The organism is Pelagicoccus mobilis, assembly GCF_016595505.1.
In the GTDB taxonomy this organism is placed as follows: domain Bacteria; phylum Verrucomicrobiota; class Verrucomicrobiia; order Opitutales; family Opitutaceae; genus Pelagicoccus; species Pelagicoccus mobilis.
Genome location: NZ_JAENIL010000057.1, coordinates 1 through 24595, shown reverse-complemented (window position 1 = coordinate 24595; position 24595 = coordinate 1). Strand labels below are relative to the sequence as shown.

General features: G+C 52.5%; 12 protein-coding genes and 1 pseudogene. 7 read left to right on the top strand and 6 right to left on the bottom strand.

The window, feature by feature from the left end; translation table 11 throughout:
* Positions 1–167: 167 nt before the first annotated feature.
* Positions 168–4106: a response regulator gene (locus JIN87_RS22935; protein WP_200357971.1), complete on the bottom strand. Its 3939-nt coding sequence runs from the start codon at positions 4104–4106 to the stop codon at positions 168–170.
* 280 nt (positions 4107–4386) lie between these two features.
* On the opposite strand from JIN87_RS22935, the gene JIN87_RS22930 reads away from it, so the two are divergent.
* The 3 genes from JIN87_RS22930 to JIN87_RS22920 are packed head-to-tail and all read left to right on the top strand — an operon-like array spanning position 4387 to position 8476.
* Positions 4387–5799, top strand: a complete 1413-nt coding sequence (locus tag JIN87_RS22930) for a sulfatase (protein WP_200357970.1) — start codon at positions 4387–4389, stop codon at positions 5797–5799.
* Positions 5800–5859: 60 nt separating this feature from the next.
* Positions 5860–7293, top strand: a complete 1434-nt coding sequence (locus tag JIN87_RS22925) for a sulfatase family protein (protein ID WP_200357969.1) — start codon at positions 5860–5862, stop codon at positions 7291–7293.
* 40 nt (positions 7294–7333) lie between these two features.
* Positions 7334–8476 (top strand): family 43 glycosylhydrolase, encoded by a 1143-nt coding sequence (locus JIN87_RS22920; RefSeq protein ID WP_200357968.1) that lies wholly within the window; start codon positions 7334–7336, stop codon positions 8474–8476.
* 18 nt (positions 8477–8494) lie between these two features.
* On the opposite strand, the gene JIN87_RS22915 is transcribed toward JIN87_RS22920, so the two are convergent.
* Positions 8495–9511, bottom strand: coding sequence for a LacI family DNA-binding transcriptional regulator (locus JIN87_RS22915; RefSeq protein WP_200357967.1), 1017 nt, complete (start codon positions 9509–9511; stop codon positions 8495–8497).
* Positions 9512–9887: 376 nt separating this feature from the next.
* Between JIN87_RS22915 and JIN87_RS22910 the strand changes: the two genes are divergently transcribed.
* The 3 genes from JIN87_RS22910 (at position 9888) to JIN87_RS22900 (ending at position 15890) form a co-directional block, all read left to right on the top strand.
* Positions 9888–12881: a TonB-dependent siderophore receptor gene (locus JIN87_RS22910; protein ID WP_200357966.1), complete on the top strand. Its 2994-nt coding sequence runs from the start codon at positions 9888–9890 to the stop codon at positions 12879–12881.
* Positions 12882–13193: 312 nt separating this feature from the next.
* A complete protein-coding gene (locus tag JIN87_RS22905; RefSeq protein ID WP_200357965.1) occupies positions 13194–14393 on the top strand; it encodes a tripartite tricarboxylate transporter substrate-binding protein in 1200 nt (399 codons plus the stop codon).
* A gap of 21 nt (positions 14394–14414) precedes the next feature.
* Positions 14415–15890, top strand: coding sequence for a tripartite tricarboxylate transporter permease (locus tag JIN87_RS22900; RefSeq protein WP_200357964.1), 1476 nt, complete (start codon positions 14415–14417; stop codon positions 15888–15890).
* 59 nt (positions 15891–15949) lie between these two features.
* Here the strand turns inward: JIN87_RS22900 and JIN87_RS22895 are convergent, their stop codons facing one another.
* The 4 genes from JIN87_RS22895 to JIN87_RS22880 form a co-directional block, all read right to left on the bottom strand.
* Positions 15950–16165 carry a hypothetical protein gene (locus tag JIN87_RS22895; RefSeq protein WP_200357963.1) on the bottom strand — a complete coding sequence of 72 codons (216 nt, stop codon included), beginning with the start codon at positions 16163–16165 and terminating at the stop codon, positions 15950–15952.
* Between the two features lie 326 nt (positions 16166–16491).
* Positions 16492–19698, bottom strand: a complete 3207-nt coding sequence (locus tag JIN87_RS22890; protein ID WP_200357962.1) for a VCBS repeat-containing protein — start codon at positions 19696–19698, stop codon at positions 16492–16494.
* Between the two features lie 151 nt (positions 19699–19849).
* Positions 19850–21580 carry an ABC transporter ATP-binding protein gene (locus tag JIN87_RS22885; RefSeq protein ID WP_200357961.1) on the bottom strand — a complete coding sequence of 577 codons (1731 nt, stop codon included), beginning with the start codon at positions 21578–21580 and terminating at the stop codon, positions 19850–19852.
* A gap of 115 nt (positions 21581–21695) precedes the next feature.
* Positions 21696–22946 carry a sulfatase-like hydrolase/transferase gene (locus JIN87_RS22880; protein ID WP_267909440.1) on the bottom strand — a complete coding sequence of 417 codons (1251 nt, stop codon included), beginning with the start codon at positions 22944–22946 and terminating at the stop codon, positions 21696–21698.
* 179 nt (positions 22947–23125) lie between these two features.
* Between JIN87_RS22880 and JIN87_RS28395 the strand changes: the two are divergent.
* Positions 23126–24514 (top strand): annotated as a pseudogene (locus JIN87_RS28395) (sulfatase family protein).
* Positions 24515–24595 lie beyond the last annotated feature (81 nt).

The window sequence follows — 24595 nt, the reverse complement described above, 5'->3', positions numbered from 1 at the left end:
TCGAGACAGTGGCCGGGCAGACCGCTTGTCCCTTGATTCACGAAGCTACCACGCAACCGCCATTTTCCCTGAGAACCTGCGTGACAAAAAACCACCAAATTCTTGCCACCCCACCGCGGCCTACCGGAGATGTCTCAAAATTGCCGCCTATTGTCTCAAACGCGCCCCTAGCTAGCGCTCTCGCTATCTGCGGTGCGCTTCTGACGTGACGCACGGTATTCTGTAGGAGTGCCTCCGAACATCGACTTGAACCACTTGTTGAAGGTTCGCTGCTCCAATATACCAACGGCATCCATAACCTCACCCACTCGCATATCAGTGCTGAGCAATAATTGCCCTGCCCGACGCATTCGTCGCGTGCGAATAAAGTTAGCAGCCGAGACATCGGCCGTCGCCTTCAAGCGTCGATAAAGCGACCTGCGGCTCATACCCAACTTTTGGGCCAAGATTTCCGCATCAAACTCATAGTCGCCCAACTGCTCTTCGACGATCTCGTTCGCTCGGACTAGGAACGGGTCCTCAACCTCAGTCACTTGCTCTTCGACGAGACTGCGCTCAAGCTCGACCTTCAGTTTAGTCCGTAAACCATCTCGAATGGAAAGCTGATTAGCCAATCGTTGCTCCAAGGCTTCGATCGAAAAGGGCTTCCCAAGGAAGGCGTTCGCTCCCGCACGCAACCCTTCTATCTCATTTCGCTCCGAGGACGCAGCGGTCAACATAATGATCGGAATGTGAGCCGTCGCCAGATCAGCTCGCAAGGCACGACAAAGTTCAAACCCATCCATCTTTGGCATCATCCGATCTGTGAGGACAATGTCCGGAATCGTCTCACGTGCGCACTCCACACCGCTTACGCCGTCTTGTCTCCAGATCGTGCGATAGCTCTCTCCTAGCTCTCGACAAAGGAAATCACCCATCTCCTTGTCATCTTCCACGATCAACAGAACAGGCAGCCCTTCATCCGAATCCTGATCTTCGTCAACCGCGCTCGCCTCAAAGGAGTCCAGCACCTCACTTGCAGTCTCCTCCAGCGGTTGCATCGGAAAAGCAAAACTTACGCGAGATCCTGGATACTCTTCATTCTCAGGCTCGAGCGGACTTTCAATTTCGATAGAGCCGCCGCACACCTCCAGCAACTCATTTACATAGGCCAAGCCAATCCCGGTTCCCTTAACCGAACGCGACCGCTCATCCCCGCCCCTCGCAAAGGGCTTGAGCGCAAGCTTCACAAAATCGGGACTCATCCCAATTCCACGGTCCTCTACGGCTATGTAGAACTTCGAGCGATCTCCGTTCTTGACACGCAACGAAACCCGAACCACTGCACCATCTGGACTGTAGTGCAGCGCGTTTAAAACCAAGTTATTCAGGATGCTCCGCAGTTTTCCAACATCCACCTTACCCGGGAGGCTTTGTAGCGACGACTCGAATACAACACTCTGACCACGCTCACCTGCCATCACACTCATCGACTTCGCAAAATCGGAGACAAACACAGCCACATCCGCATGCTCTGGACGCACCTTCATCACACCGCTCTGAGCACGGCGAAAGTCGAGTAGCTGATCCACAATACGTTTCAACTCGTCAGACGCTTTTCGGGCACGCTTCAAGTAGCCCTGTACTTCTTCCTTTTCACTCAAGCGCATCGCACGCTCGAGTGGAGCCATCACCAGAGCGAGTGGGGTTCGAATCTCGTGCGAGATATTCGTGAAGAAGCTCAGCTTCTGCTGCTCGAGGGCGAGAAGATTCTTAGCACGATGTCGAATACCCAACACATAAACCCCAAGCCCAGCCACGGAGAATACAACCAGCATCGGGTAAAACCAGCTCTCCTTCCAAAACGGGATCGCAATCGTCAGATCGATAAACGAACCAACTGAATCGACATTGAAATCTAGATCCCGAGAACGAGCTTCTATTCGGTGCGTACCCTCTGACAGCTCCTGAAAAACCACTGAATGCGAATCGGAAAACGGCGTCCATGCTCCCCCATCGATTCGGTAGGAAAACTGTAAGTCGCTTTTATTCGTCCGCGAATAGTAGTCGGCTCCTTCCATTCTTCCGATAAACGAACGTGAATTTGCTTCCGAGGTCGCAACACGCCTCAAGGTCGTTGTCGGTGCGGTAAAATCGAATTCGTAACGGTATGAAAAAAACGGAACCTCACTCGACCAAGGAATGCTACGATTCAGCCTCTTTCGCATGTACCAGCTCGGGTGAACCAGATTTATCCAAAGAGCGCCATCAGCCGCAACTCTCAGAGCTCCTCCTCCTTCCGGCAAAGGACGAGCAAAGGGCAGTTTCAATGACTCGACCCATTGATCACCATCGAACCGATACACTGCATTCGAGGTCAACGCGACCACATCTCCGTTTTTCAGTATCGACAAATCAATGACGGATAGATCTTCCAAACCATCTTCGAAGGTTCGAAACCATCTGGTGCCATCATCACTGATCTGGAAGATCCCTTTCCCAAACGAAGCTCCCCACAGAGTACGTTCCGGCCCCATTTTCAAGGAATTTATCCATGATCCGGGTGCACCGAGACGGTTATTTTCGACGTTCACATCATCACCGGAAATTCGCATCATTCGACTCCCACCTGAATACAAAACACCCTCATCATCTGAGACGATCTCGTGCACACGCCAGGGAATACCATCCTCGTTAGCAGGCAGGACTTCACTCCACCATTTCTTTCCGCCTCGACGCGTCTTTAGCATGCCCGCCTGCTTTTTCGGCAAACTTCCCCACGATTGGCCACTGCCTAGGATGACTGTGCCATCATCCAGCTCACAGAACGAGTCGTAATCAAATTTCGTGGCAAAGGCAGGAAAACGCTGAAGTTCCCACTCCTCGCCATCAAACACCGATACAGCCGCCACGCGCTTGTGGGCTCCAATAGCCCAAATTTCGCCTGTTCGCGAAACGAACAAGCCTACTGCCGTATCGATCAAATTTGGATCTTCAATCGCCAAAACAGCATCCGAATCGTCCTGCGCTCTCACAACCTTTCCAAACTCGGTAGTGAACCAACGGTATCCAAACGCCTCACACTGAAAGTGATACCCATCAAATTGACGCCACGGGCTTTTCTCCAGACTCAAGTAAGTCAGGCCGCCCCTAACCGATCCATGCCACAAGCCGTTATTCGAATCGAATTGAAAGACATCAACGTCCTGCGAGTTTCCCGATACGTATTTTTCGAATACATCCACTTTGCCATCTTTGATCCGGTACAGGCTATCCGAAGAACATACCCACGCATTACCTTCCGGCCCCACTGCCATATCGTACACGATAGTCCCCCTCGTATCTTCGTTCAGGTAAACGAAGGTCCACTCTTCCGTTTTCAGGTCAAAATATCGGACTCGGCTCCCTCCCTTGATATCGCCAAACCACACCTTTCCATCACTCGTGGAAATCAGGCTCGAAAACCCGACGGGCGAATCATGCTCCGGCAGCATTTCCTCGCGAACACGAGTCGTTACAATCTCCTCTGCGGATCCCTCTGCTCGAAACACCTTTCTCGAGGCACCCTCGACCCACCAGATCGCCCCCTCGGCATCCTCGCAAAAATCCACGGCACTATTGCCAGGGGGAGCCAACCGAGACTCGCCATTCGCCATCAACACGCCAAAGCCAAGTTCGTGACCAAACCACAAGTCTCCCTCGGTCGATTCAAACAGACATCCCGCCGGCGAAACACTCCCTTCCAGCTCCACGATTTGCCTCCAGGTACCGTTTTCTAAGACATACAACCCGCTTCCGGTCAGGCCCACAACCTCACCAGAGTCCCTCACATGGAGTGCCTTAAACGGACCATCCTCTTCTCCACGTGGTAAGGGATAGTCGGTCCAAGAAACTCCATTGTAGCGAGCCGCCGATGCCATCGCTCCAACCCAAAGCGAACCATCTGAGCCAGCAGCGATCGTTCTCAAATTCACCCCTCCCGGCATATCGATCGACCGCCAGTTCACCGGCAGTTCCAGACTATCCAATTGCAAGGATTTCGCTTGCCCAAAGCTCAGTTGAGCGAAGTTCACCCCCAGAAACAATAGGAAGATGCCATAGCTGGCGGCACGTCTGAGGAGTGACAAACTCTTGGGGTGAACGAAAATCATAAACGGGAATAAAAGCGGGTCATACTAACAAATAGCTACCAGACGCGATAGACCGTTTGTGTCAACCTACCCTCCTGATCGTGCCACAGGGCGTCACAACGGCAACGCACAAGCGACTCAACAATTCAGCCCTGCCATGCTGGCCCCCACTCCACGTGCCATTTCCAGTGCCCCGTGTGCCAAAGGCTTGAGATCGCCCACGATACGCTCCACAGCCAGAATACAGATCACTCGCACAGCAATTAGCTCCCCCGATATGAAACCTCTCCAGATCTTTGCCATTCTGGCATCAATACTCTTCGTTCCACACTTCACGCTCTTCGCGGCCTCGTCCGGGAAACCCAATGTGCTCTTCATCGTCGTCGACGACCTAAACGACTACGTCTCCCTGCTCGAGGACTATCCGGGAATAAAAACGCCGAACTTGGACAAGTTCTCCAAGACAGCCATGACCTTCTCCCAGGCCTACTGCGCGGGTCCGATCTGCAATCCATCACGAACGTCCCTCATCAGCGGCATCGCCCCCTATCGCTCCGGAATCTACATTAATAGCGACCAACTCCGAGCCTCCCCACCCGTCGTGAAGTCTGTCCTGCTACCCGAGCAATTCAAACGCAACGGGTACCAAACGCTCTGGAACGGTAAACTCTTCCACTCCAGGCCCTCAGACAAACGCTTCGCCGCCATGTGGGACAACACCGAAGGCGGAAAAGGCCACTACGGTCCAAACGCAAAAAACAGCCCGATTCCGGACCACATCGAGCGACCCAAAAACTTCAACTACGAAGCCTGGACCGGTCCCGACACCGACTTTCCCGACTATTCCAACATGCTCATCAACGAGCAACGTTTGGCCCAAAAGTACGACGACCCCTTCTTCATGGTCTACGGGATCTACCGTCCCCACAACCCGTGGACAGCTCCCAAACGCTTTTTCGACATGTATCCGCTCGACGAGATCGTCATGCCGGAAGTCCCAGACGACGACCTCGATGACATTCCCGCGATCGGCCAACAATACGCCCGCCGCCCCGTCAGCCTCCAGGAGCTAAAAGAGGCCGGACAATGGAAACCGGTCGTCCAGTCCTACCTAGCTAGTATCAGCTTCATGGATTATTGCCTCGGCCGCGTGCTCGACGCCCTCGACAACGGCCCCAACGCGCACAACACCATTGTCTGCATCGTCGCGGACCACGGTTTCCACATGGGCGAGAAACAACACTTCGCCAAATACGCCCTCTGGGAAAAAACCACCCGCGTACTCTACACCTGGCGGGTCCCGGGCATGACCGAACCGGGCAGTGTTTCCAACGCGACCGTCAACCTACTCGATATCTACCCAACCCTAAACGAGCTCTGCGGACTGAGCGAGGTTCCTCAACGGTTAGATGGCAAAAGCATCGTTCCAATCCTTAAAGATTCAGACGCTGACTGGAATCGCCCCTCGATCACGACTTACCAGCAAAACGACCATGCGATTCGCACCGACCGCTGGCGATACATCCGCTACCGAGACGGTTCTGAAGAACTCTATGACCACTCCAACGACCCCAACGAGTACACGAACTTAGCACCAAACCCTGAATACGCCTCAGTCATAGCGAATCTAGCCAAACACCTCCCCAAAGAAAACGCCGCCCCCGTCGGAAAATTCAAAAAGCAAAAATAGGTAGGGCGGCATCGCCGAGGCCGCCGCTAAGCCCACCATCAGAACCACCCTTCCCCTAAAATGAAATTTCTCACCCTACTTTCCCTTTTCGCCCTCTCTCTACTAGCAGCCGCTAACGCCTCCGAAAAACCAAACTTCCTCTTCATTATCGCCGATGACTGCACCTACCGCGATCTCGGAGTATACGGAGGACAAGCCTACACGCCCAACCTGGAGAAGCTCGCGTCCCAAGGCATGAAGTTCGAACGCTGCTTCCAAACATCCCCAATGTGCTCGCCCACGCGTCACACGATCTACACAGGACTCTATCCAGTTAAAAACGGAGCCTTCACAAACCACAGCCACGCCTACGATCACGTCAAAAGTATCGTCCACTACCTGAAGCCCCACGGCTACCGCGTCGCTCTTTCCGGAAAAAGCCACGTCGCCCCCAAGTCCGTCTTCCCCTTCGAAGAAACCCGCATCACTGGCGAAGTCGCCAAAGAACAAACCATCATCGACATGGAAGCGGTCGACGCTCTCATGAGCGACTCCGCGAAAACCGGCAAGCCCTTCGCACTCATCGCCGGCTCAAACGAGCCGCACACCCCATGGAATAAAGGCAAAGAGTTCCGTAGCCGCTACAACACGAAGAAACTCAAGCTCCGTCCCTACATGGTGGATACAGAGTTAACACGTAAAGAATACCGCAACTACCTCGCGGAAATCTCCTTCTTCGACAACGAAGTCGGCCAACTCCTCGAACTCCTCGAGAAAAACGGACACGCAGAAAACACCATGGTCGTCGTCGTGTCCGAACAAGGAAACAACTTCCCCTTCGCCAAGTGGTCCTGCTACGACTCCGGACTCCAATCCGGCATGATCGTCCGCTGGCCGGGAAAAGTCGAACCAGGCAGTGCAACCGAGGCGATGGTCGAGTACATCGACATCCTCCCCACCTTCATCGAAGCCGCGGGAGACACACCACCAGAAGTGCTCGATGGCCAAAGCCTCATGCCTGTCCTCTCCGGAGAAACATACCACCACAAAGATTACGTCTACGGCCTGCAAACGAGCCGAGGCATTTTCAGAGGCCCTCACCACTACGGCATCCGCTCCGTCCGCGACGAGAAGTACAAACTCATCGTCAACCTCGACCCCGACGCCGAATTCTACAACACGATCAATCGGAGCGGATTCTTCAAGGAATGGCAAAGTCTCGCAGCAGAGGGCCACGAACACGCTCAAGCGGTCGTCAATCGCTTCAAGAAGCGCCCGGCCATCGAACTCTACGACATCACCAAAGACACGTACGAGATGACGAATCTCGCAAGTAATCCCGAATACGCAGAAGTCGTCGAGCGACTCAGCAAACAACTCGAGTCCTGGATGGAATCGCAGGGAGACGAGGGACAGGAGACTGAGCTCGCCGCGTTCTACCGCATGGGTGCTGGCAACGCGGAGTACAAAGCGTGGGCCAAAGAAAACGGCAACCCCATCAAAAGCAAACAGTAGAGTGCAATCGTATTGTACCCTCAACTACACTAAAAAAAGAATGACTAAGCCCCTATTAAACGCCCTTGCAATCACTCATCTGGCAATTGCCAGCATTTTCGCAGCTGAGGATACAACCTTACCACCTGGAGTTGAGCCCGCCATGCCCCGCGAGGTGATCGAAGCAGGACTCAAGTCACACGACCGAGCACTCTACATCAAACAAGGTTGGATACGCGACCCGTACATCACTTTGGGTCCCGACGATTACTACTACCTCACCGGTACAACCATCAACGCTGATGATCCTCGCGAGGAGACCGATCCTTACAACATAGGACTCTGGGATACCTCCGCAGTCGGCAACACCGTACAGGTCTGGAAAAGTAAGGACCTCATCGATTGGGACTACCTCGGCACCCCATTCACCTTGCAGGACAGCATGCACGAAGAACCGGGCAATCTCGTTTGGGCTCCTGAAGTACACTGGCTAGGCAGCCGTTGGGCACTGGTTCATTGCCCCGGAGGCAAAGCAAATTTCTCTCTCACAGAAGGAGCAGAGCTCAAAGGTCCCTGGACACATGCCATGACTCCCGAAACTCTCGGCCGCAAACATGACCCATCCCTCTTCAAAGATGGAGACACTTGGTGGATGCTCTGGGCCAACACCCGACTCGCACCTTTGAGCGACGACCTCTCCAAATTCACAGCCAAACCAAAACGTATCGACCCTTCCAGTACGCGTCCAGATCCCAAGGATCCCTCCAAGACCATCCGTCGCATTGGGCACGAAGGAGCCACCATGATGAAGATTGGCGACAAGTACGTGCACCTCGGTACTGCTTGGTCAACCGATCTCGGCCGTCAGGGCTCTTACAATCTCTACTACTGCACCTCAGATAAAATCGATGGCACCTATGGTCCCCGTAAATTCGCTGGACGCTTCCTCGGTCACGGCACTCCATTTCAAACTCGCGACGGCAAATGGTGGTGCACCGCCTTCTTCAATGGCAACGTCCCTCCCCTCGAGCGCGAAGGCATCGAAACCCGCGACCTAAGCGAAACCGCCCAAACCATCAACCAACGCGGCACAACAATTGTCCCACTCGAGGTACGTATCCAAAAAGACGGAGATATCTACATTCGAGCGAAAGACCCAGCCTACGCAAATCCTGGCCCGGACGAAGTCCAAGCCTTCAATTAGAACCAAAACACGCCTCTCTCAAATACTCGGACCATCCACCCAACGCGCTTCAACAACCGTGATGTGGTTCTGTGACGGAACTCCTCGCTCGTTCCGGTTCATTTGGTCGATCAGCTGATTCGCTGCAATTCTTCCTTTTTCTCCCCAGTTAGCCACCAGACCAGCAAATCCATCCAAGTCTTTTTGCATGTCTAGGTGCACGAATCCCACATCCTCTGGAACTCGTAGGCCGATCTTCTTCATGGTGCGATACAACTGCATATGCTGCGAAGCCACCACTTGCGGCTTGTGCTTCTCAAACCATGCTTGAAAACCTTCCTCAAGTTCCGAGATCGTTCTTGGTGTATAAATGCTGGCGGAATCGATCGACGGATACAGTGACGCCACTTGCTTGAAAGCCGCTTCACGCCGGTATCCAATAATCGACTCTGTCGGCAGAGTATTCACGAGTCCTATACGTCGATACCCTCTCTCCAGCAGCTTTTCGGCAGCGATCGCCATCGCTTGGTAGTGGTCGGTATCAATGCGATGAAGACTAGGATTCATCATAGAACGACCAATCGCCACCGCAGACAAGTTCGACAAGTCAACATCCAGTCGCTTCACCGGAACCCAGAAATGCTCGAAAATAACTCCTTGGATCCCTCTTGCGTTGATGATCTCGATCAACCGCTTGGGCGTCATCCCTGGCTCATTCAAGTAGAACTCTTCCAGGTCATACCCTTGTTTCCCCGCCTGTTCGCGCAAGCTCTCGCGTAGCTCGATCATCTGAATCGCCAGCTTCTTCTTGTAAGGCAGACAATGGATCAATCCCAGAGCTAACGCCTGCTCCTTTTTCCCACCGCGATGATGCCCCAGATCAGTCATCAAAGCTGAAACCAAAGGGTTTGGACGATACCCTAGCTCTTCCGCTACGTCCAATATCCGCTTGCGCGTTTCCCTATTGTGATTCGGGTGATTCCGAAGTACGCGGCTTACGGTCGTCTTGGAAACACCGACTCGGTCCGCGATGGTTTGCATGGTGGGGCGAGGCATGGAAACAGATATTTATGGTACGAGTTACATAAAGCTCAAAAGGGGGAGGGGTGTCAAACTCCCGTCGAATTCGCAGGGAATAAGTTACGTTCTTCGTAACGTAGCTAAAGTCATGTGCCACAAGCCCATTTGCCCGCCAGTCTTAATGTTACGGGTTACATGACTGGGAATTTGCGAGATCGACCGAAGATTCCTCTTTTAGAAAACACCTACAACAGCCCCACCCTGACCGCTCAAGTAAAGCAAATCTACCCCTGTATTGCCTGCTGGAGCTTTCGACTCTCAAGCCCCCGTTTGATGTTTCGTTCCCCGCCGCATGAGCCATGCGTTTCTGGGCACAGGAGATGACTGTTTCTTGAAACACTACATACCCAAGATGAACACAGGAGACACACCCACCTACCTAAATCTTGTAGTACGCAACTCACTACGCGTGGCTACACCTTCACTGCTCGCTCTTGCAGCGACAACTTCAACTTACTCCCAAGACGACGAACAAGTCTACGAATTATCTCCCTTCGAGGTAGATGGCTCAGACGATGTCGGATACGCTGCACAAAATACACTTGCGGGCAGTCGAATGAACAGTCGCCTGAAAGACACACCTACTCCGCTGACCGTCTATACGAAGGAATTCATGGAGGACATTGGAGCAGACAGCCTTGAGGAAACGCTCGAATATTCAGTCAATATGACTCCTGAGATGTCTCAGGACGAAGGCGATTTCGGGGCGAACCAGGGCACCGCCTTTGACGCGCGCTATCGTATCCGCGGACTGAATGCGGACCAAGCCCGCAACTTCTTTGCCTACGAATGGGACCAAGATATCTACAACATTGAACGCGTTGACGAATCCCGCGGCCCAAACTCTATTCTGTTCGGAATCGCCAAGGCCGGAGGCCTCATAAACTCCAGCACAAAGAAGCCGATCCTCGCCGACAATTTCACAACTTTGAACGTAACAGTAGGCGACGCTGATCGCTTTCGTACCAGTCTCGATTTCAATAAGGTCCTGATCGAGGACAAACTCGGCGTTCGCTTCAACTTGCTTCATAACGAAAATGGAGAAAACAAACGTCCTTGGGTTTCGCGTAGAGACGATCGCTACCACATGTCGGTCAAGTATCGCCCATTCGAAAAGACAACCATCGACTTCGAGTATGAATACGGCGACGTAATTGACTCTCCAACACAACCATTCGGGCCTCAGGATAGAGCATCGGTGTGGTTGGCCGCAGGGCGCCCACTTACAACTTCGCATGCCGGGTCTGCAGAAGGCCTGATCGGCTCAAACAGCGGCGCTGGTCACTACGTTTATATCGACAATGGCACCGGCATGGTCGCCAACCACTCAGGACTCGCCAAAACGAGTATCTCCGATGCCGGATTCCGTGACAACCACTTCACTTTCGACAACAACCTCCTGTCAGACCCTTCAGGAGTCGGAACGCTCGAAGTCCCCGTCTACGCTTCACTCTCCGGTCCACTCTCAATGAGAGGGTCGCGAGACATCACCAACATGACGGCGACCATAAACCAGCAATTCGGTGAAAATACGTTCCTTGAATTGGCTTGGGCGAAATACGAAGTCGATCGCTTTAGCCACCGAATGGGTGGTGGTGTCGATCTTCAGGGCGACCCCAACCCGACCCTAGCGGATGGCAGCCCGAACCCATGGGCAGGCGAACTGTTTTTCGAAACCCGTCTCGAACGTGATACTCGACTATTCACCGAAGATTACCTGAGGGCGACTCTGTCGCACGAAATCGACACCGATGGATGGCTCGGAAAGCACAGACTCGCCGGAATGGTACAGAGTCGCGAAAGTGGTTTTCAGCGAAACTCACAAATGCACTCTTGGGTAAACCCGTCTCAGGCAAACGACTACAGAGGCGGCCCTTTCACCAAAACGGCATGGGGTGGACAAAACCAAGTGAAGATCCGTCACTATCTCGAGTACCCGACCGACGTGAGCGACTGGCGTGTCGGCTCCGTTCCCGGAGTCGGCTTCGGCTCCGACTGGAATGGCGAGTCCCTCTCAATGACAGTTCCCTTCAGCGCTCTACGTTACTCCAGCGACTTCCCTGAGGTCGATCCCAACACTCCTGTAGAAATCGTTTCAGATTGGATCACAAATCGCGTCAAAGACGAAGAGTCGACAATCGATGCCAAAATGATCGCCGGTCAAAGCTTCTTCCTCGATAACAAGCTCGTAGTTACTTACGGACTACGTGAGGATGACTTCTATCTCTTTTCGCCCAACGGAAATGGATTGGTCGATCCAACTGACGGTCAACGCAACATCATCGACCGAGAAAACGCTCTCGTACAGGAGTTCACTGGCGAGACCGAGTCTTACGGAGCTGTCTATCACCTAACCGACCAGATCTCACTCATCTATAACTCCTCCACGAATGCCGGGATCTCCGACTATTCCGACAAAGACATCTTCGGTGCTCCAGGCGAACAAGGAGGAATCAATCCCGTCCCTAGCGGTAAGTCCGAGGACTTCGGTATCTCCGCGTCGCTTCTAGAGGGGCGTTTCTTCCTCAAGGCAGCGATGTTTGAAACGTCTTCCAACAACACCACTTCATTCCTGCAATGGGTCGACGGCAATCCGATCAGCGGTGTAAACAACCTTTACGACGAATTGGAAGACCTGGGCCTCATCACCGAAGCAACTAACCAGTCCCAACGAACAACCGCAGAAGTAGGAACCACCTCAGGCGGCTCAGAGGGATATGAGTTTACCGCGATCGGTAATCTTACCCCAAGCTGGAGAGCCACCTTCAACTACTCCTACACGGACGTATCCATAACAGATACCTTCCACGAGTTTACTCCATGGTGGGAAGGCAGTACCGGAAAGTCCTTTTTTCAGCAATTCGCCAGCGAGGTCATGATCGATCCAATTGGTGACCTGAATGAAGGCGCCACAGTTGCTGACGGAATCGCGTACATCGAGAACGCCGCGCAAGCGCGACAAGCTCTCGCAGGTGGCATCAAACCGGGCCAACGCCAAAAGAAAGCGAATTTCTTCACCAACTACACCTTCAGAGAAGGTCGATTCAACAACCTTCGCATAGGCGGTGGAGCTCGCTACGCAAGTGGTCGCATCCAGGTTCATCCTGACCTTGGAGTCTTGGAGCACAACGATTCGCTCTACTTCGACACGGTCATAGGCTGGACCAAGAAGTTCGAAAGATACACACTCGATCTACAGCTCAATATCCGCAACCTCTTCGACGAAGACGAGATTTCAATCAACCAGGTTGACACAGCCCAAGCGGCTGACGGCAACTACTACGTGAGAAACTACATCTTACCGAAACGACGCGACATTAAGCTTCGTGCAGCGTTCCGTTTCTAAGCGTCTATTGCTTTAATTCCCCTACCCCCAAACGGTGCGACTTCGGGTCGCACCGTTTTTTGTACAACATACGTCAGAACGCCAATCGCGAACGCACGGAACGAATCCGCAAAATAGATACAGTTTCCTTTTGCGTTAAAAGTAGATCTACCCATTTCTGAATACACCGTTTCCTAATCCACCTAATACGTGCCATCTACCCCTACCAAATTAGCACGCGTACTCCTCGCTCGTGCAGTCTGCCTACTGTTGGGTCTCTTAGTCTCGTCCGTATCGCTTGCGAAAGAGGCCTTTCCCGTACGCCCAGTCAAATTGATCATCCCTTTCTCCGCAGGAGGCGGAAGCGACACCTTCGCACGGATCATAGTGCAAGCGATTCGAGAGGAGAATCTCCTCCAGCAACCTATCGTCGTCATCAACGTCAATGGAGCAAGCGGGACCATCGGTTCTCGACGCGTCAAAAACGCTCGCCCAGATGGCTACACGATCATGATGCTTCACGATGCGATCTTTACCGCTAAGCATACTGGACTAACTTCCTACGGCGCCGAAGCATTTGCTCCGATCGCAGCCACAGGAGAAGTCGACTTAGTACTCACTGTGCAAGAGGACTCTCCGTTCAACAGCTTGTCGGAGCTTGTTGAATACGCATCCCAAAAACCTGATGAACTCGTTTACGGCACCGCCATCGGCTCCCCCACGCATATCATGGGACTCCTCCTAGAAGAGGAGCATGGTACGGCCAAATTTCGATACACCCAAGCAGGAAGCGGCTCGCAGCGAATCGTAGCCTTAAACGGAGGGCATATCGATCTTTCACCTTTTTCAGTCGAAGAATATCTCCGTTACGAATCCACTGGAATAAAGGCTCTAGCCGTATTCAGCGAGAAACGACACCCCAACATTCCATCCGTGCCAACCGCCAAAGAACAAGGTTTCGACCTAAACGCAGGAATCAGAAACTTCTGGTGGGCTCCGAAAGGAACTCCCCAAGAACATATAGACACGATTGCAGCAGTCCTAGCTAAAGCGATGGCTACAGAATATGTCCGTGAAAAGCTAGATGCCTCCGCCATTTCTCCTAGCGTCTTAATGCGAGACAACCTCGACCAAGAAATTGCACGTCGCGATGCAGCCATCTCCAATGTAAGTATTGCTAAAACTGATGCCGTACCCCGCTTCGAGCTTTGGGTGCTCGGCCTTGCCGCGGCTCTCCTTACAGCAGTCGTTGTGAGAAATCGACAAGCCCTGTCCGCAGGATGGTATTCGACGGAGTCAAAAAACCTCAAACTTCCACTCTGCATCGCCCTCACCTTTTTCTATGCGTCTACCATCGCGCTCGAGCTTAGCGGCTACGCCATTGCGACAACGTTGTACGCTTTCACTCTTTGCGTCATCGTAGGAGGTTTTTCACTACCAATCATCATCCGATCCATTCCCTTCGCAGCGACGATGGGATTCGGGCTATACTACTTGTTTACTCAGGTGCTCACCATCGACCTTCCCCGCTGAAGTAGCGACACAACAGCAAAGATGGACCTCATAATACCTACCCTTAACTACCTGTGCTCGCCGTGGCCGCTTTTCCTCATCGCCCTCGGCACGCTCTCCGGCATTTTGGTCGGAGCGATACCAGGCCTAACGGGCGGCATGCTGATAGCGCTCTCGCTTCCATTGACCTTCTCCATGCAAGGGACAGACGCGCTGGTTCTCATGGTCTCAATGTATGTCGGCTCGATCAGCGGAGGGCTCGTAACTGCTACCTTGCTAAAAATGCCGGGCACTCCCTCTTCCATCATCACGACCCTTGACGGCTATCCGATGGCGCAAGCCGGCAAGCCAGCCCGAGCGCTTGGGTTGGGAATATGCGCGTCTTTTGTTGGAGGGATCATTTCTTGGATCTTTCTGGCAACGCTAGCTGCCCCTCTCGCCGCCGTCGCCCACACGCTCGGCCCATTTGACTATTTTTCGCTAACCCTGACCGCCTTAGCGATCATCGCTTTGGTTGAAAAGTCGGTACTAACCGGAATTGCATCCGGCGTACTGGGGATTCTCGCGTCAATGCCCGGCACTTCACCCGTCACTGGAGATGTACGCTTCACTTTCGGGTATTCACAATTAGACGACGGTTTCAAATTGCTACCGACCTTGATCGGACTTTACGCCTTGAGCGAAGTCTTCATCTTGATTTCGAAAAAGAACGCCACTCCGCAAGCAACCCACACTGGGCGCCACGGCATGCTGATGTCCTTGAGAGACTACAAGAACCAAGCGGTTAATCTAATCCGATCCTCGGTGATCGGAACCTGGATTGGAGTTCTCCCTGGAATCGGAGCAAGCATCGGATCCGTCACCGCCTACACCGCCGCAAAAAAATTCTCTAAAAGCCCAGAAGAGTTTGGTAACGGATCAGAAGACGGCATCGTCGCCTCTGAATCAGCCAACAACGCCACAGTCGCTGGGGCACTGATTCCGCTACTCTCCCTCGGAATCCCGGCCTCCGTCGTTGATGCCATTCTGATCGGTGCAATGATCATTCATGGGCTACAACCGGGCCCACTGCTCATGAATAGCGATCCACTCGCAGTTTCCTCCATCATCGGAGCCTGTCTCGTAGCAAATGTGTTCATGTTTGTGTTCATGCTAATAATTTCCCCGTCGCTAACGAGACTAGCGAGTATTCCCAGATACCTGCTAACCTCAGGAATCATGGTTTTTTGCATCATAGGCTCTTACAGCCTAGCCAATCGCATGTTCGACGTATTCGTCATGCTGGCCTTTGGCATACTCGGACTGGGCATGCGCAAACTCGGGCTTGGCCTTGCCCCATTCGTAATCGGATTCGTTCTAGGCCCAATCGCCGAAGAGAATCTAGGCGCCGGTCTCATGGCCACCAACGGGAGCTGGGCACCACTCATAACGCGGCCCGTATCGCTTGTTCTAATACTTCTGGCGATCAGCCTAGTCGTCTGGCCAAGCCTAAAGAAACGGCAGCCACCTAAGCTCTGACAGCTTAAGTTGCCGGTGGTCACTGCAAATTGAGGCGCTGCCACATGGCAGCCCTGTGACTAGTCCTCAAACGTAATCCGGACTCTGTCTTCCGAAATGTATTTGTAGTACACTCTCCCGGTTTTCTCGTCCAATACCCAAACCGCATCTTCCGATGCTTCTGCGATCGAGTAATCCGAACTACGCTGCTCTAAATAGTAAACGATCGCAAACGCCGTTAAACACACAAAAAGGGCGGCCCAAAAGACCGCTTGGGGCAAGGACATGAATTTCATAGCAAGAGAGAACTAATTTTTCGGGAACCTATATCTAATCGAAACTCCCGTTAAATCCACCCCACAGCGAAAAAATAATAGCGTTTGACCATTAAGTGGCAGCCTCGCAGGGACTTCCCCGACATAAAAGACCCCAGAATTCGTGTTCTGAAATTCACAAGCAACGACTTAGAGGCCTTGAGCGTGGGAATCGATATTTAGAAGATTCGACGATAAAACTGAGCAATCGTAAAAGTACTCCATTCCCGCAAATATTCAACCACTTCGAAGAATCGATATTCAGGGTTAAGCTTTGTCGGCAACAAGACCTTGGTACGAATGCCAATTCAATCGCCCGGAGCGCTCAATTCATAGACCACTGGCTGACCGGAGCTTTGAGTCACCACCAGCTCCTCTAAACCGTTACCGTCGAGATCGCCCCAAGCCATCCCACGAGGGTAGCCACTAAGCCCGAGACCCGACTCCTTTGCCAAAACAGTTCTGAACACTCTCCCTCCCGCGTTGAGAAACAACGCCAGATGCCCCTTCTCGAACCTCTTCGCCCAGGGCTCAGGACTTGGCTGCTCAAGTGAAAGCAAAAGATCAGTCGCTCCATCTCCATCTAGGTCATGACTTAGAACGCCGCGAACTTTCCCCGATTGGGCAAACGAAGGCAAAGGCTCGAACGTAAAACGGCCATCCGCTCCTTGCCAAAATACGCCAGAGCGAAGCTCTTGAATCTCTTTGTATTCATACCGCTTTGACCGGATCTCTGGAAACAGGCTTTGAAAATCTTGTTTCGCAAATGCTTCGTAGCTGCGAAACCGATTCACCTCCGCAGGAAAACTCTGCTGCAGCCTCCAGCGCACCTCACGCGACCATTCCCGATTGTCAGAATCTAAGGATGTCTCGATCAGCTTAACTTCACCATCCGCACGGTCGGAGTACCATAGACGAATCGGCGCCTCTGCAACTGCCTCGTATTCAGAATTCAATCCTAAGTTGCCCGCGAAAACGTCGAGAAGCCCGTCGCCATCAAAGTCTGCGACCGATATCTCCGACCACCATCCAGAGTGAACGCTTGAATCAAACATTTCCTCTATCAACTCGTAACTTTCCCCTGTATCCGAAATATAGAGAGGCGCTCCCCATTCTTGTAAAATCACCAAATCCTCGTCTCCATCACCATCAAAATCCGCCCAAGTAGCATCACTTACACGAGCGATTCGATCCATCCAGCTGACCTCGACTTCCTCAAAAACGCCGTTCTTAAAACGCCAGAGCGACGATTCAGCCGCATAGGGATACTCGCGCGGAACGGACTTCCCTCCCGCAAAAACGGAGCGACTTCCATCGCCGCGTTTCTGGCTCATCGCAATAACCTGAGTTGATGCCAGCTTCTCAGATATCCCAGCATCAAAATCCCTTTCAAACTCGCCCTCTCCAACATTTAGGTAATAGCGGTCGGCGTAAAAAGAGTCTCCCTTATCCAGCTCGACACCGCCCGAGCTAATCAGCAAATCCAGATCGCCATCCTCATCGAGATCGCCGACCACAAGGTCCGTATCTTCGCATCCGAAGTCATCCTGAAAATCGAATGGCAAAGAATATTCGAAACTCGCATCACCTCGATTTAGCAGCAGACAGCTCTCCTGACCGGTAGCCCCCGATAGCAGGACATCGAGAGTTCCATCCTGATTGAAATCCTCCAAAGCGACATCACCGCCATCCCGAGACTCAGCAAAGGGCAGAAGCGGTTGACCCACAAAATCGCCAAAGGATTGTTCGCTTCGCGACGCCTCTTCAGGAAACTCGTACCGTTTTTGCGTAAAGAGGGTCCTCGCACCCGTAGGCTCCCGCCTCCCAATGCTGGTTTCCTCTCTTATGATGTAATGCGCGTTTGCCTCTAATTCCTCGAAAAACTGACGTTTGCCACTTGGCCACAGAACCTCCAGCGTCTCGATTGATTCATGCTCTGCCAACCCAAAGTGCAGGATTGGCTCATCTGTCGACATGTATCCACGCATGGAGGACAATTCCTTCGTCTGCACTAGATCGCCGCAGGTAACTACCACTCGAGCTCCAAGTCCGAAACGATTACTATCGTCCCCCACTAAACGCAGCGTAATCCGATTCGACCGTGCCTCGTCGTTTCGAAAGACCGAGACCTCGTCGTCGAAGTTGTTCAGCACGAAATCCAAATCACCATCTAAGTCAATATCCCCGAAAGCCACTCCAAAGCTAACTCCCAACTTATCTACCCCCCAGTCCTCGCTTCGGTCAGAAAACTGCATGTCTCCAAGGTTTTCATACGCCAGATTACGTTCCCTCAGCACCGGTTCATTACGGAAAACAAGCTTCATCCACTCCCTATGAGAGGCCCTTGCTTGTTTAGATCCTAAATCTCCATCGTGAAAAGATCTCAGCATCCCGTTAGTCGCAAACGCATCCAACCAACCGTCATTGTTCAAATCCACGAGTCTCGCCGCCCAAGTCCAATCCGTCCGCGCGAGTCCGGATAGGAATCCAATCTCCGCAAATGACGAAGGTCCAGATTTCAAGAGCAACGCGTTTTTAAGCGACTGGTGGGTTTGCCCGAGCATCCCTACATTGTAAACGTGGCGATGCGTTCCAACCGTCCGGATGTGGTGCTCGCGCGAAGTCGCAGCCATATCAGCTACCCAGTAATCGCTTTGGCCATCGTTGTTGATATCGCCAAAGTCAGCCCCCATCGAGTAGTAAGGCACCTGCGGCATCACCTCTGAGAGCACATCGGTAAAGGTACCGTCCTTGTTGTTTCGATACAGCTTATCAAGATCGCTAAAGTCGTTGGCGACATAGATATCTGGCCAACCATCTTCATTAAAGTCCCACCACAACGCGGAGTGGCCATGCCCTTCGCCGCTAATCCCAGCGCTTTCCGTAACCTCGGCAAACCGATCGCCAAGGTTTTCAAACAACTGGTCCTCAAGCTTTTCGAACTTTGGTCCGTCGTTCAGCAGATTGTTCTGCAAATAGAAATCCAGGTCTCCATCCCGGTCATAGTCGGCGAAGGACGCCATCGTACATCCATTGCTAATGGCAACTCCCCACGCGTCTCCCCTCTCCTCGAAACGACCGGCTCCATCATTGATCCACAATTCGTTTACCCCTCCTACAAAACAAAGATACAGGTCAAGATCTCCGTCGTTATCGATATCTACCATAGCAACGCCGCTCGCAGGATCTGAGGAGTCTAGAATTCCAGACTCTTTAGTCACATCTTCAAATCTCGCACCGTTCACATTGCGAAACAGCCGACTTTCCTCGTCCTTGCTCGCGACAAACAGGTCCGGGTAACGGTCGCCATCGATGTCCCCCAAGGCAATCCCAGTACCGATGGTCCCGAGAATGTACTCCCGCCAACGACGCGTCCAAACCTCTGGACCGGTGTAGTTGTTCGTGAATACCGACAGCCCCATCACCATAGGATCTAGCTCCTCAAAAAGCGTCCCTCCCGCTCTCGAGTTCCCTCTATTTTCTAGCGGATAACTCTCAATTCCAGGACTAGCCATGCCCTGAGACATCATCGAAAACACAATAAAGAACCAAAACAGTCGATGGCGTTGACTTCGAACAAAGGAAGCGAACATGGGGCAAGGCACGGGCATATGTTGATCAAGTCTCACAGAGTCCTAGCTCACCGGCAATTGTGAAATCGAATCATCAAGCTAAACCCTGTTTCCGACATAGATCCAAATAGAGCTCGGAACACACCATCAACTCATCATGCGAACCGATCGCTCGCACCTGTCCATGATCCATCACGACGATCCGATCTGAGTCCAAGATGGTTGCGAGACGGTGAGCAACCGTGATGGACGTACGCCCCTTGAGCAGACGATCCATGGCTGCCTTTATCACCTTCTCCGATGCGGAATCCAAAGCGCTTGTCGGTTCGTCGAACAAGATAACGGCTGGATCCTTTAGGAAGGCCCGCGCGATTGAAAGCCGCTGCTTTTGCCCTCCTGAAAGCTTAGCTCCTCTTTCACCAATTTCACAATCGAGCTCCCCAATTTGTTCACGCACAAACTCCGCCGCATTCGCGGCCTCCAGCGCTTTCCAAATCTCCGCCTCGCTAGCATCCGGCCTCGCCAACCTCATGTTTTCTGCAATCGAACCAGCAAAGAACAGACTCTCCTGCATGACTACGCCAATGTTTCCTCTGAGCTGCTGTTGTTGCACATTTCGGATATTCACCCCATCCAGCAAAACCCGCCCGTCACTCGGATCGTAAAAGCGCAGCAGCAGCGACAATAGTGTACTTTTACCGGCGCCACTCGGACCAACGAGAGCTAGCTTCTCACCTGTCTGAACTGACAGGTTGAAGTTTTCAAGAGCTGGAGCTTTTCCCCTTTCCGCCCCCGGATACTGGAAATCAATTCCCTCGAAATCCACCTGTCCCTTGATGCTCGACAAGACTTCTGGATCCTTAGCATCCACCACCAAAGCCCGCTCCTCAAAAAAGGCGGCGATTCGATCAAAGGCCGCCCCAATCGCCATCAGTCCTGAAAAAGCAAATACAATCCCTTGCATCACTCCGGCGAGAATCAGCCAATACCCCCAAAACGCCGCGAGATCTCCCGCAAGAATCTCCCCGTTTTTCATCAAAATCGCTCCGTACAGCAATATCAGTAAAGGACCACCGAACTTCGCGAAAGTCTGCATAATGTCCGTAAACGCGTTCTGCTTACGGATCACTTCCTCACGCCTTCTCAACAGCAAGTCGCTTGCCGAGCGCACAATGCCCTCCGCGAAATCCTCTCGAGCATAAGACTTGATCAAACCGTTTATCCCAACGTATTCAGTTACCACCGACGAAACCTCGCCGGACGCGTCTCTGACATTGCGGTTCCACCGTTTCATCATCGGCATGAACAGATAGGAAACAAATACGATCGAAAGCAAAAGAACCGTGCAGAATAGGCCAAGTTTCCAGTTGATCCAGAACATCATCGCCATCGAGTAAAGAATCAAAGACGGAGCCCACGAAATCATAGAAATCAAGCCAGCGCTCCCGCCGATGGCTTCCATATCGGAGTTCAGACGAGCATTGATCTCACCAATTTTGAACTTCTGAAAGAAGTCCATCGACATGCTTTGCACGTGACCGTAGAGCGACACCTGAATATTCCGACACATTCGAGCCACTGCCGTGCTCACCCAAACGTGGAAATAATAGGCGATCGGAATAAACAAAAGACCTAAGCCAATGCCGACCGCAATCGTCGGCACAAGTTGCTCACTTACGAAGCCATTCGCATCGGTCTGGATCCAGTTTAGGACATAGCGAAAAAAGAGCGGCACGCTTGCTTGAGCGCCCGCATCCAAAACTCCTAGAAACAGCCCAACATAGAGCATGCTCTTCACCCCAACCAAATATTTTCCAAGCTTCATAGTCCGACCACAGCTCCTTCTGTCAGTAAACAAGAGCCTCAAACCAAGCACCACTTCATACACAAGGACTCACCAAACTAATCTCGTTCAGACAAGTTCGGGTGAAATCAATCCGCTATTCGGGCAACGCAGCTCGCCATCCAGCCTGCTTAAGCTCAAGCAAATCGGAAACAAGATCCGGATGCTCGCTCGAGATGTCGATCAGGTTTAGGGGATCCGTCACCCTATCGAAAAGCATCGGGGCTTTCTCCCCGTCGTGAACCAAATTATACGCCTTCGTCTTCACCCCGGTGAGTGGGAGATTATAGGCGCCATGGGTGAAGGCAGCCTTCTTCCAAGCTCGATCCGGATGATCAAGGAGCGGAACAAAGCTAGTACCCTCCAGTTCCTGTGGCGGCAAGGGAAGATCACACAGGTCAACAAGAGTTGGATACACGTCCACCAACTCAACGATTCCCGAGCTGCGTTTTCCATTGTTCGGATTCCCCGGAACCCTGACCATCAGCGGCACCTCAGTCTCAATGTCCCATACGTTCGTCTTCCCCCAGCGTTCATGGTAGCCAAGGCTAAACCCGTGATCGAATACCCCTACCAGGATGATTGTTTTCTCGAAAAGTCCCCGGCCCTTCAACTCGTCCAAAAAAGACCCGACGAGCCGATCCACGTCGCTGATCTCTCCGTAGTAATCGCAGACCATTTCCTGCATCTGCCGCTCGCTGAGCTCGGTCACCTCCCCTTTGTATTGAAAACGCGAGGTTCGGTGCTCCACCGAGATTCGACTGGGCTCGTACAACGCTCGAGACTCTGCAGATGGTGTCCACGGGTCGTGAGCTTGCTTATATCCCACTGCGAGAAAAAACGGCCGATCCTGACTTATCGCCTCCTCCAGCCCTTTAAAAACGAGCTCATTGCTCTCCACTCCCCACTCCTCGTACGTTGTGTCGAAGGCTTCATCTAGCGGACCAGAGCGTGGATCCGTGTACTTTCCCACCCTCACCGCGTAGTAGCCGTTGTCGCGAAAGTGGCGGGATAAACTAACCGTATTTGGCAAGGTCTCCAACATAGGATCGTCGATCTTTACGATCCCGCTCGTAGTCGGCCGGACTCCCATCACGATGCTCGTACGCGATGCCGTGCAGAGGGCGACCTGGCAATGAACGTCCTCAAAAAGCAGAGATTCTTTAGCGAATCGATCGATATGAGGCGATTTGACGATCGGGTGACCATAACACCCCAGATCTGTGCTCATATCCTCAATACAAATGTAGACGACATTCAACTTTTCAGGCTTCTCGAAAGAACACCCGCAAAGAAACGAAACGATGAGCGCCAAGGGAATTGATGATTTGAAGGAATGAACTATCATAAACTAAAGTAAGAACGCCAGTACGCTTGCCTGAACGTCGGTCCCCACGAAGCTCTCAGCATCTCTTTCGACTCGATTCTATAACTTCTAGGCAGGCAGTAACAGTTGGTCCATCCCTCGCTAGACTAGCAACCACACACTGCTGAAACCAGTTTCACTCCAAACGATAAGACCACCCCATGAAAAAACGTCGCTACCATGTCATCCTCACCTCGCTCGTTCTGCTTGCAGCCAGCGTGCTGACTGCTGCTCCAAAATCCGAAAAGCCGAATATCGTATTCATTTTCTGCGATGACCTTGGCTATGGCGATCTCGGGTGCTTCGGAGCAAAGGATATCAAAACGCCAAATATCGACCGGCTCGCAGACACGGGAATCAAGTTCACCGACTTCTACTCCGTCTCCCCCGTTTGCACACCTTCTCGAGCTGGACTAATGACCGGCCGCGTTCCTCAACGCATGGGGGTTGTCGGCGTCTACTTCCCCGAATCTTTCACCGGCATGCCGACCAACGAGATTACCATCGCTCAAGTCCTCAAAAAAGCTGGATACAAAACCGGTATCGTAGGCAAGTGGCACCTAGGACACCACCACCAGTTTCTCCCCCTGCAACGCGGATTCGACGAGTATTTTGGCATTCCCTACAGCAACGATATGGAGAGCGTCGTTTACATAAAAGGAAACGAGGTCGTCGATTTTCAAGTCGATCAAACGTAGACCACCCAAACCTACACCCAAAAGTCGATCGATTTCATCAATCGTCACAAGGACGGGCCCTTCTACCTCTTCCTTGGCCATTCCATGCCTCATGTGCCCATCTACGCGTCTCCCGACTTCCAAGGCACTTCCCAACGAGGACTATACGGCGATGTGATTCAGGAGCTCGATTGGAGTGTAGGCGAAATCGTCAAAGCTCTGGACAAAAACGAGATTCTTGAGAACACCCTAATTGTCTTCACGAGCGACAATGGTCCATGGCTCGTCATGGAAGATCATGGCGGCTCGGCAGGCATTCTGCGCGAAGGCAAGCAATTCACATTCGAAGGTGGTCAGCGCGTGCCAACCGTTGCCAGTTGGCCAAACGGAATTGCTCCAAAAACCGAATACAACGGGCTCGCTCTCATGACCGACTGGTTCAAAACAATAGCCGAGATGGGAGATGCCCCCATTCCCCAAGACCGCGAGTACGACAGCGAATCCCTTACCTCCGTTTTTCAAGGAGGCAAGCGTCCCGGTACCGACGAGTTTCTTTACTTCGACGGGACAAAGCTAGAATGCTACCGCAAAGGAGACTGGAAGATTAAGCTCGCCTACGAGGGCTTCGAAGGAGCGAACTGGAAAAGCGCTGTGGATCCGCATCCGCTCCTACTCATAAATTTGAACGAAGATCCCGGCGAAACCAACAACCTCGCCGACAAACACCCAGAGAAAGTCGCCTCCATGCTCGCAGATATGCAGGCCTATCGAGAGCGACTGGGAACATTCCCTCCCGACATCCCGATCCGTTCTCCCGCCGACAACTCTCACTACAAGTATCTGCAAGAGAAGCGACAGCACTCCGAGCACTAGTGTCATGTCATGCTTGAAACGTAGCGCGGTGCTTTAGCCCGCGTCACCACTGCAGGAACACTCTCCCCGTGGTCGCGGGCT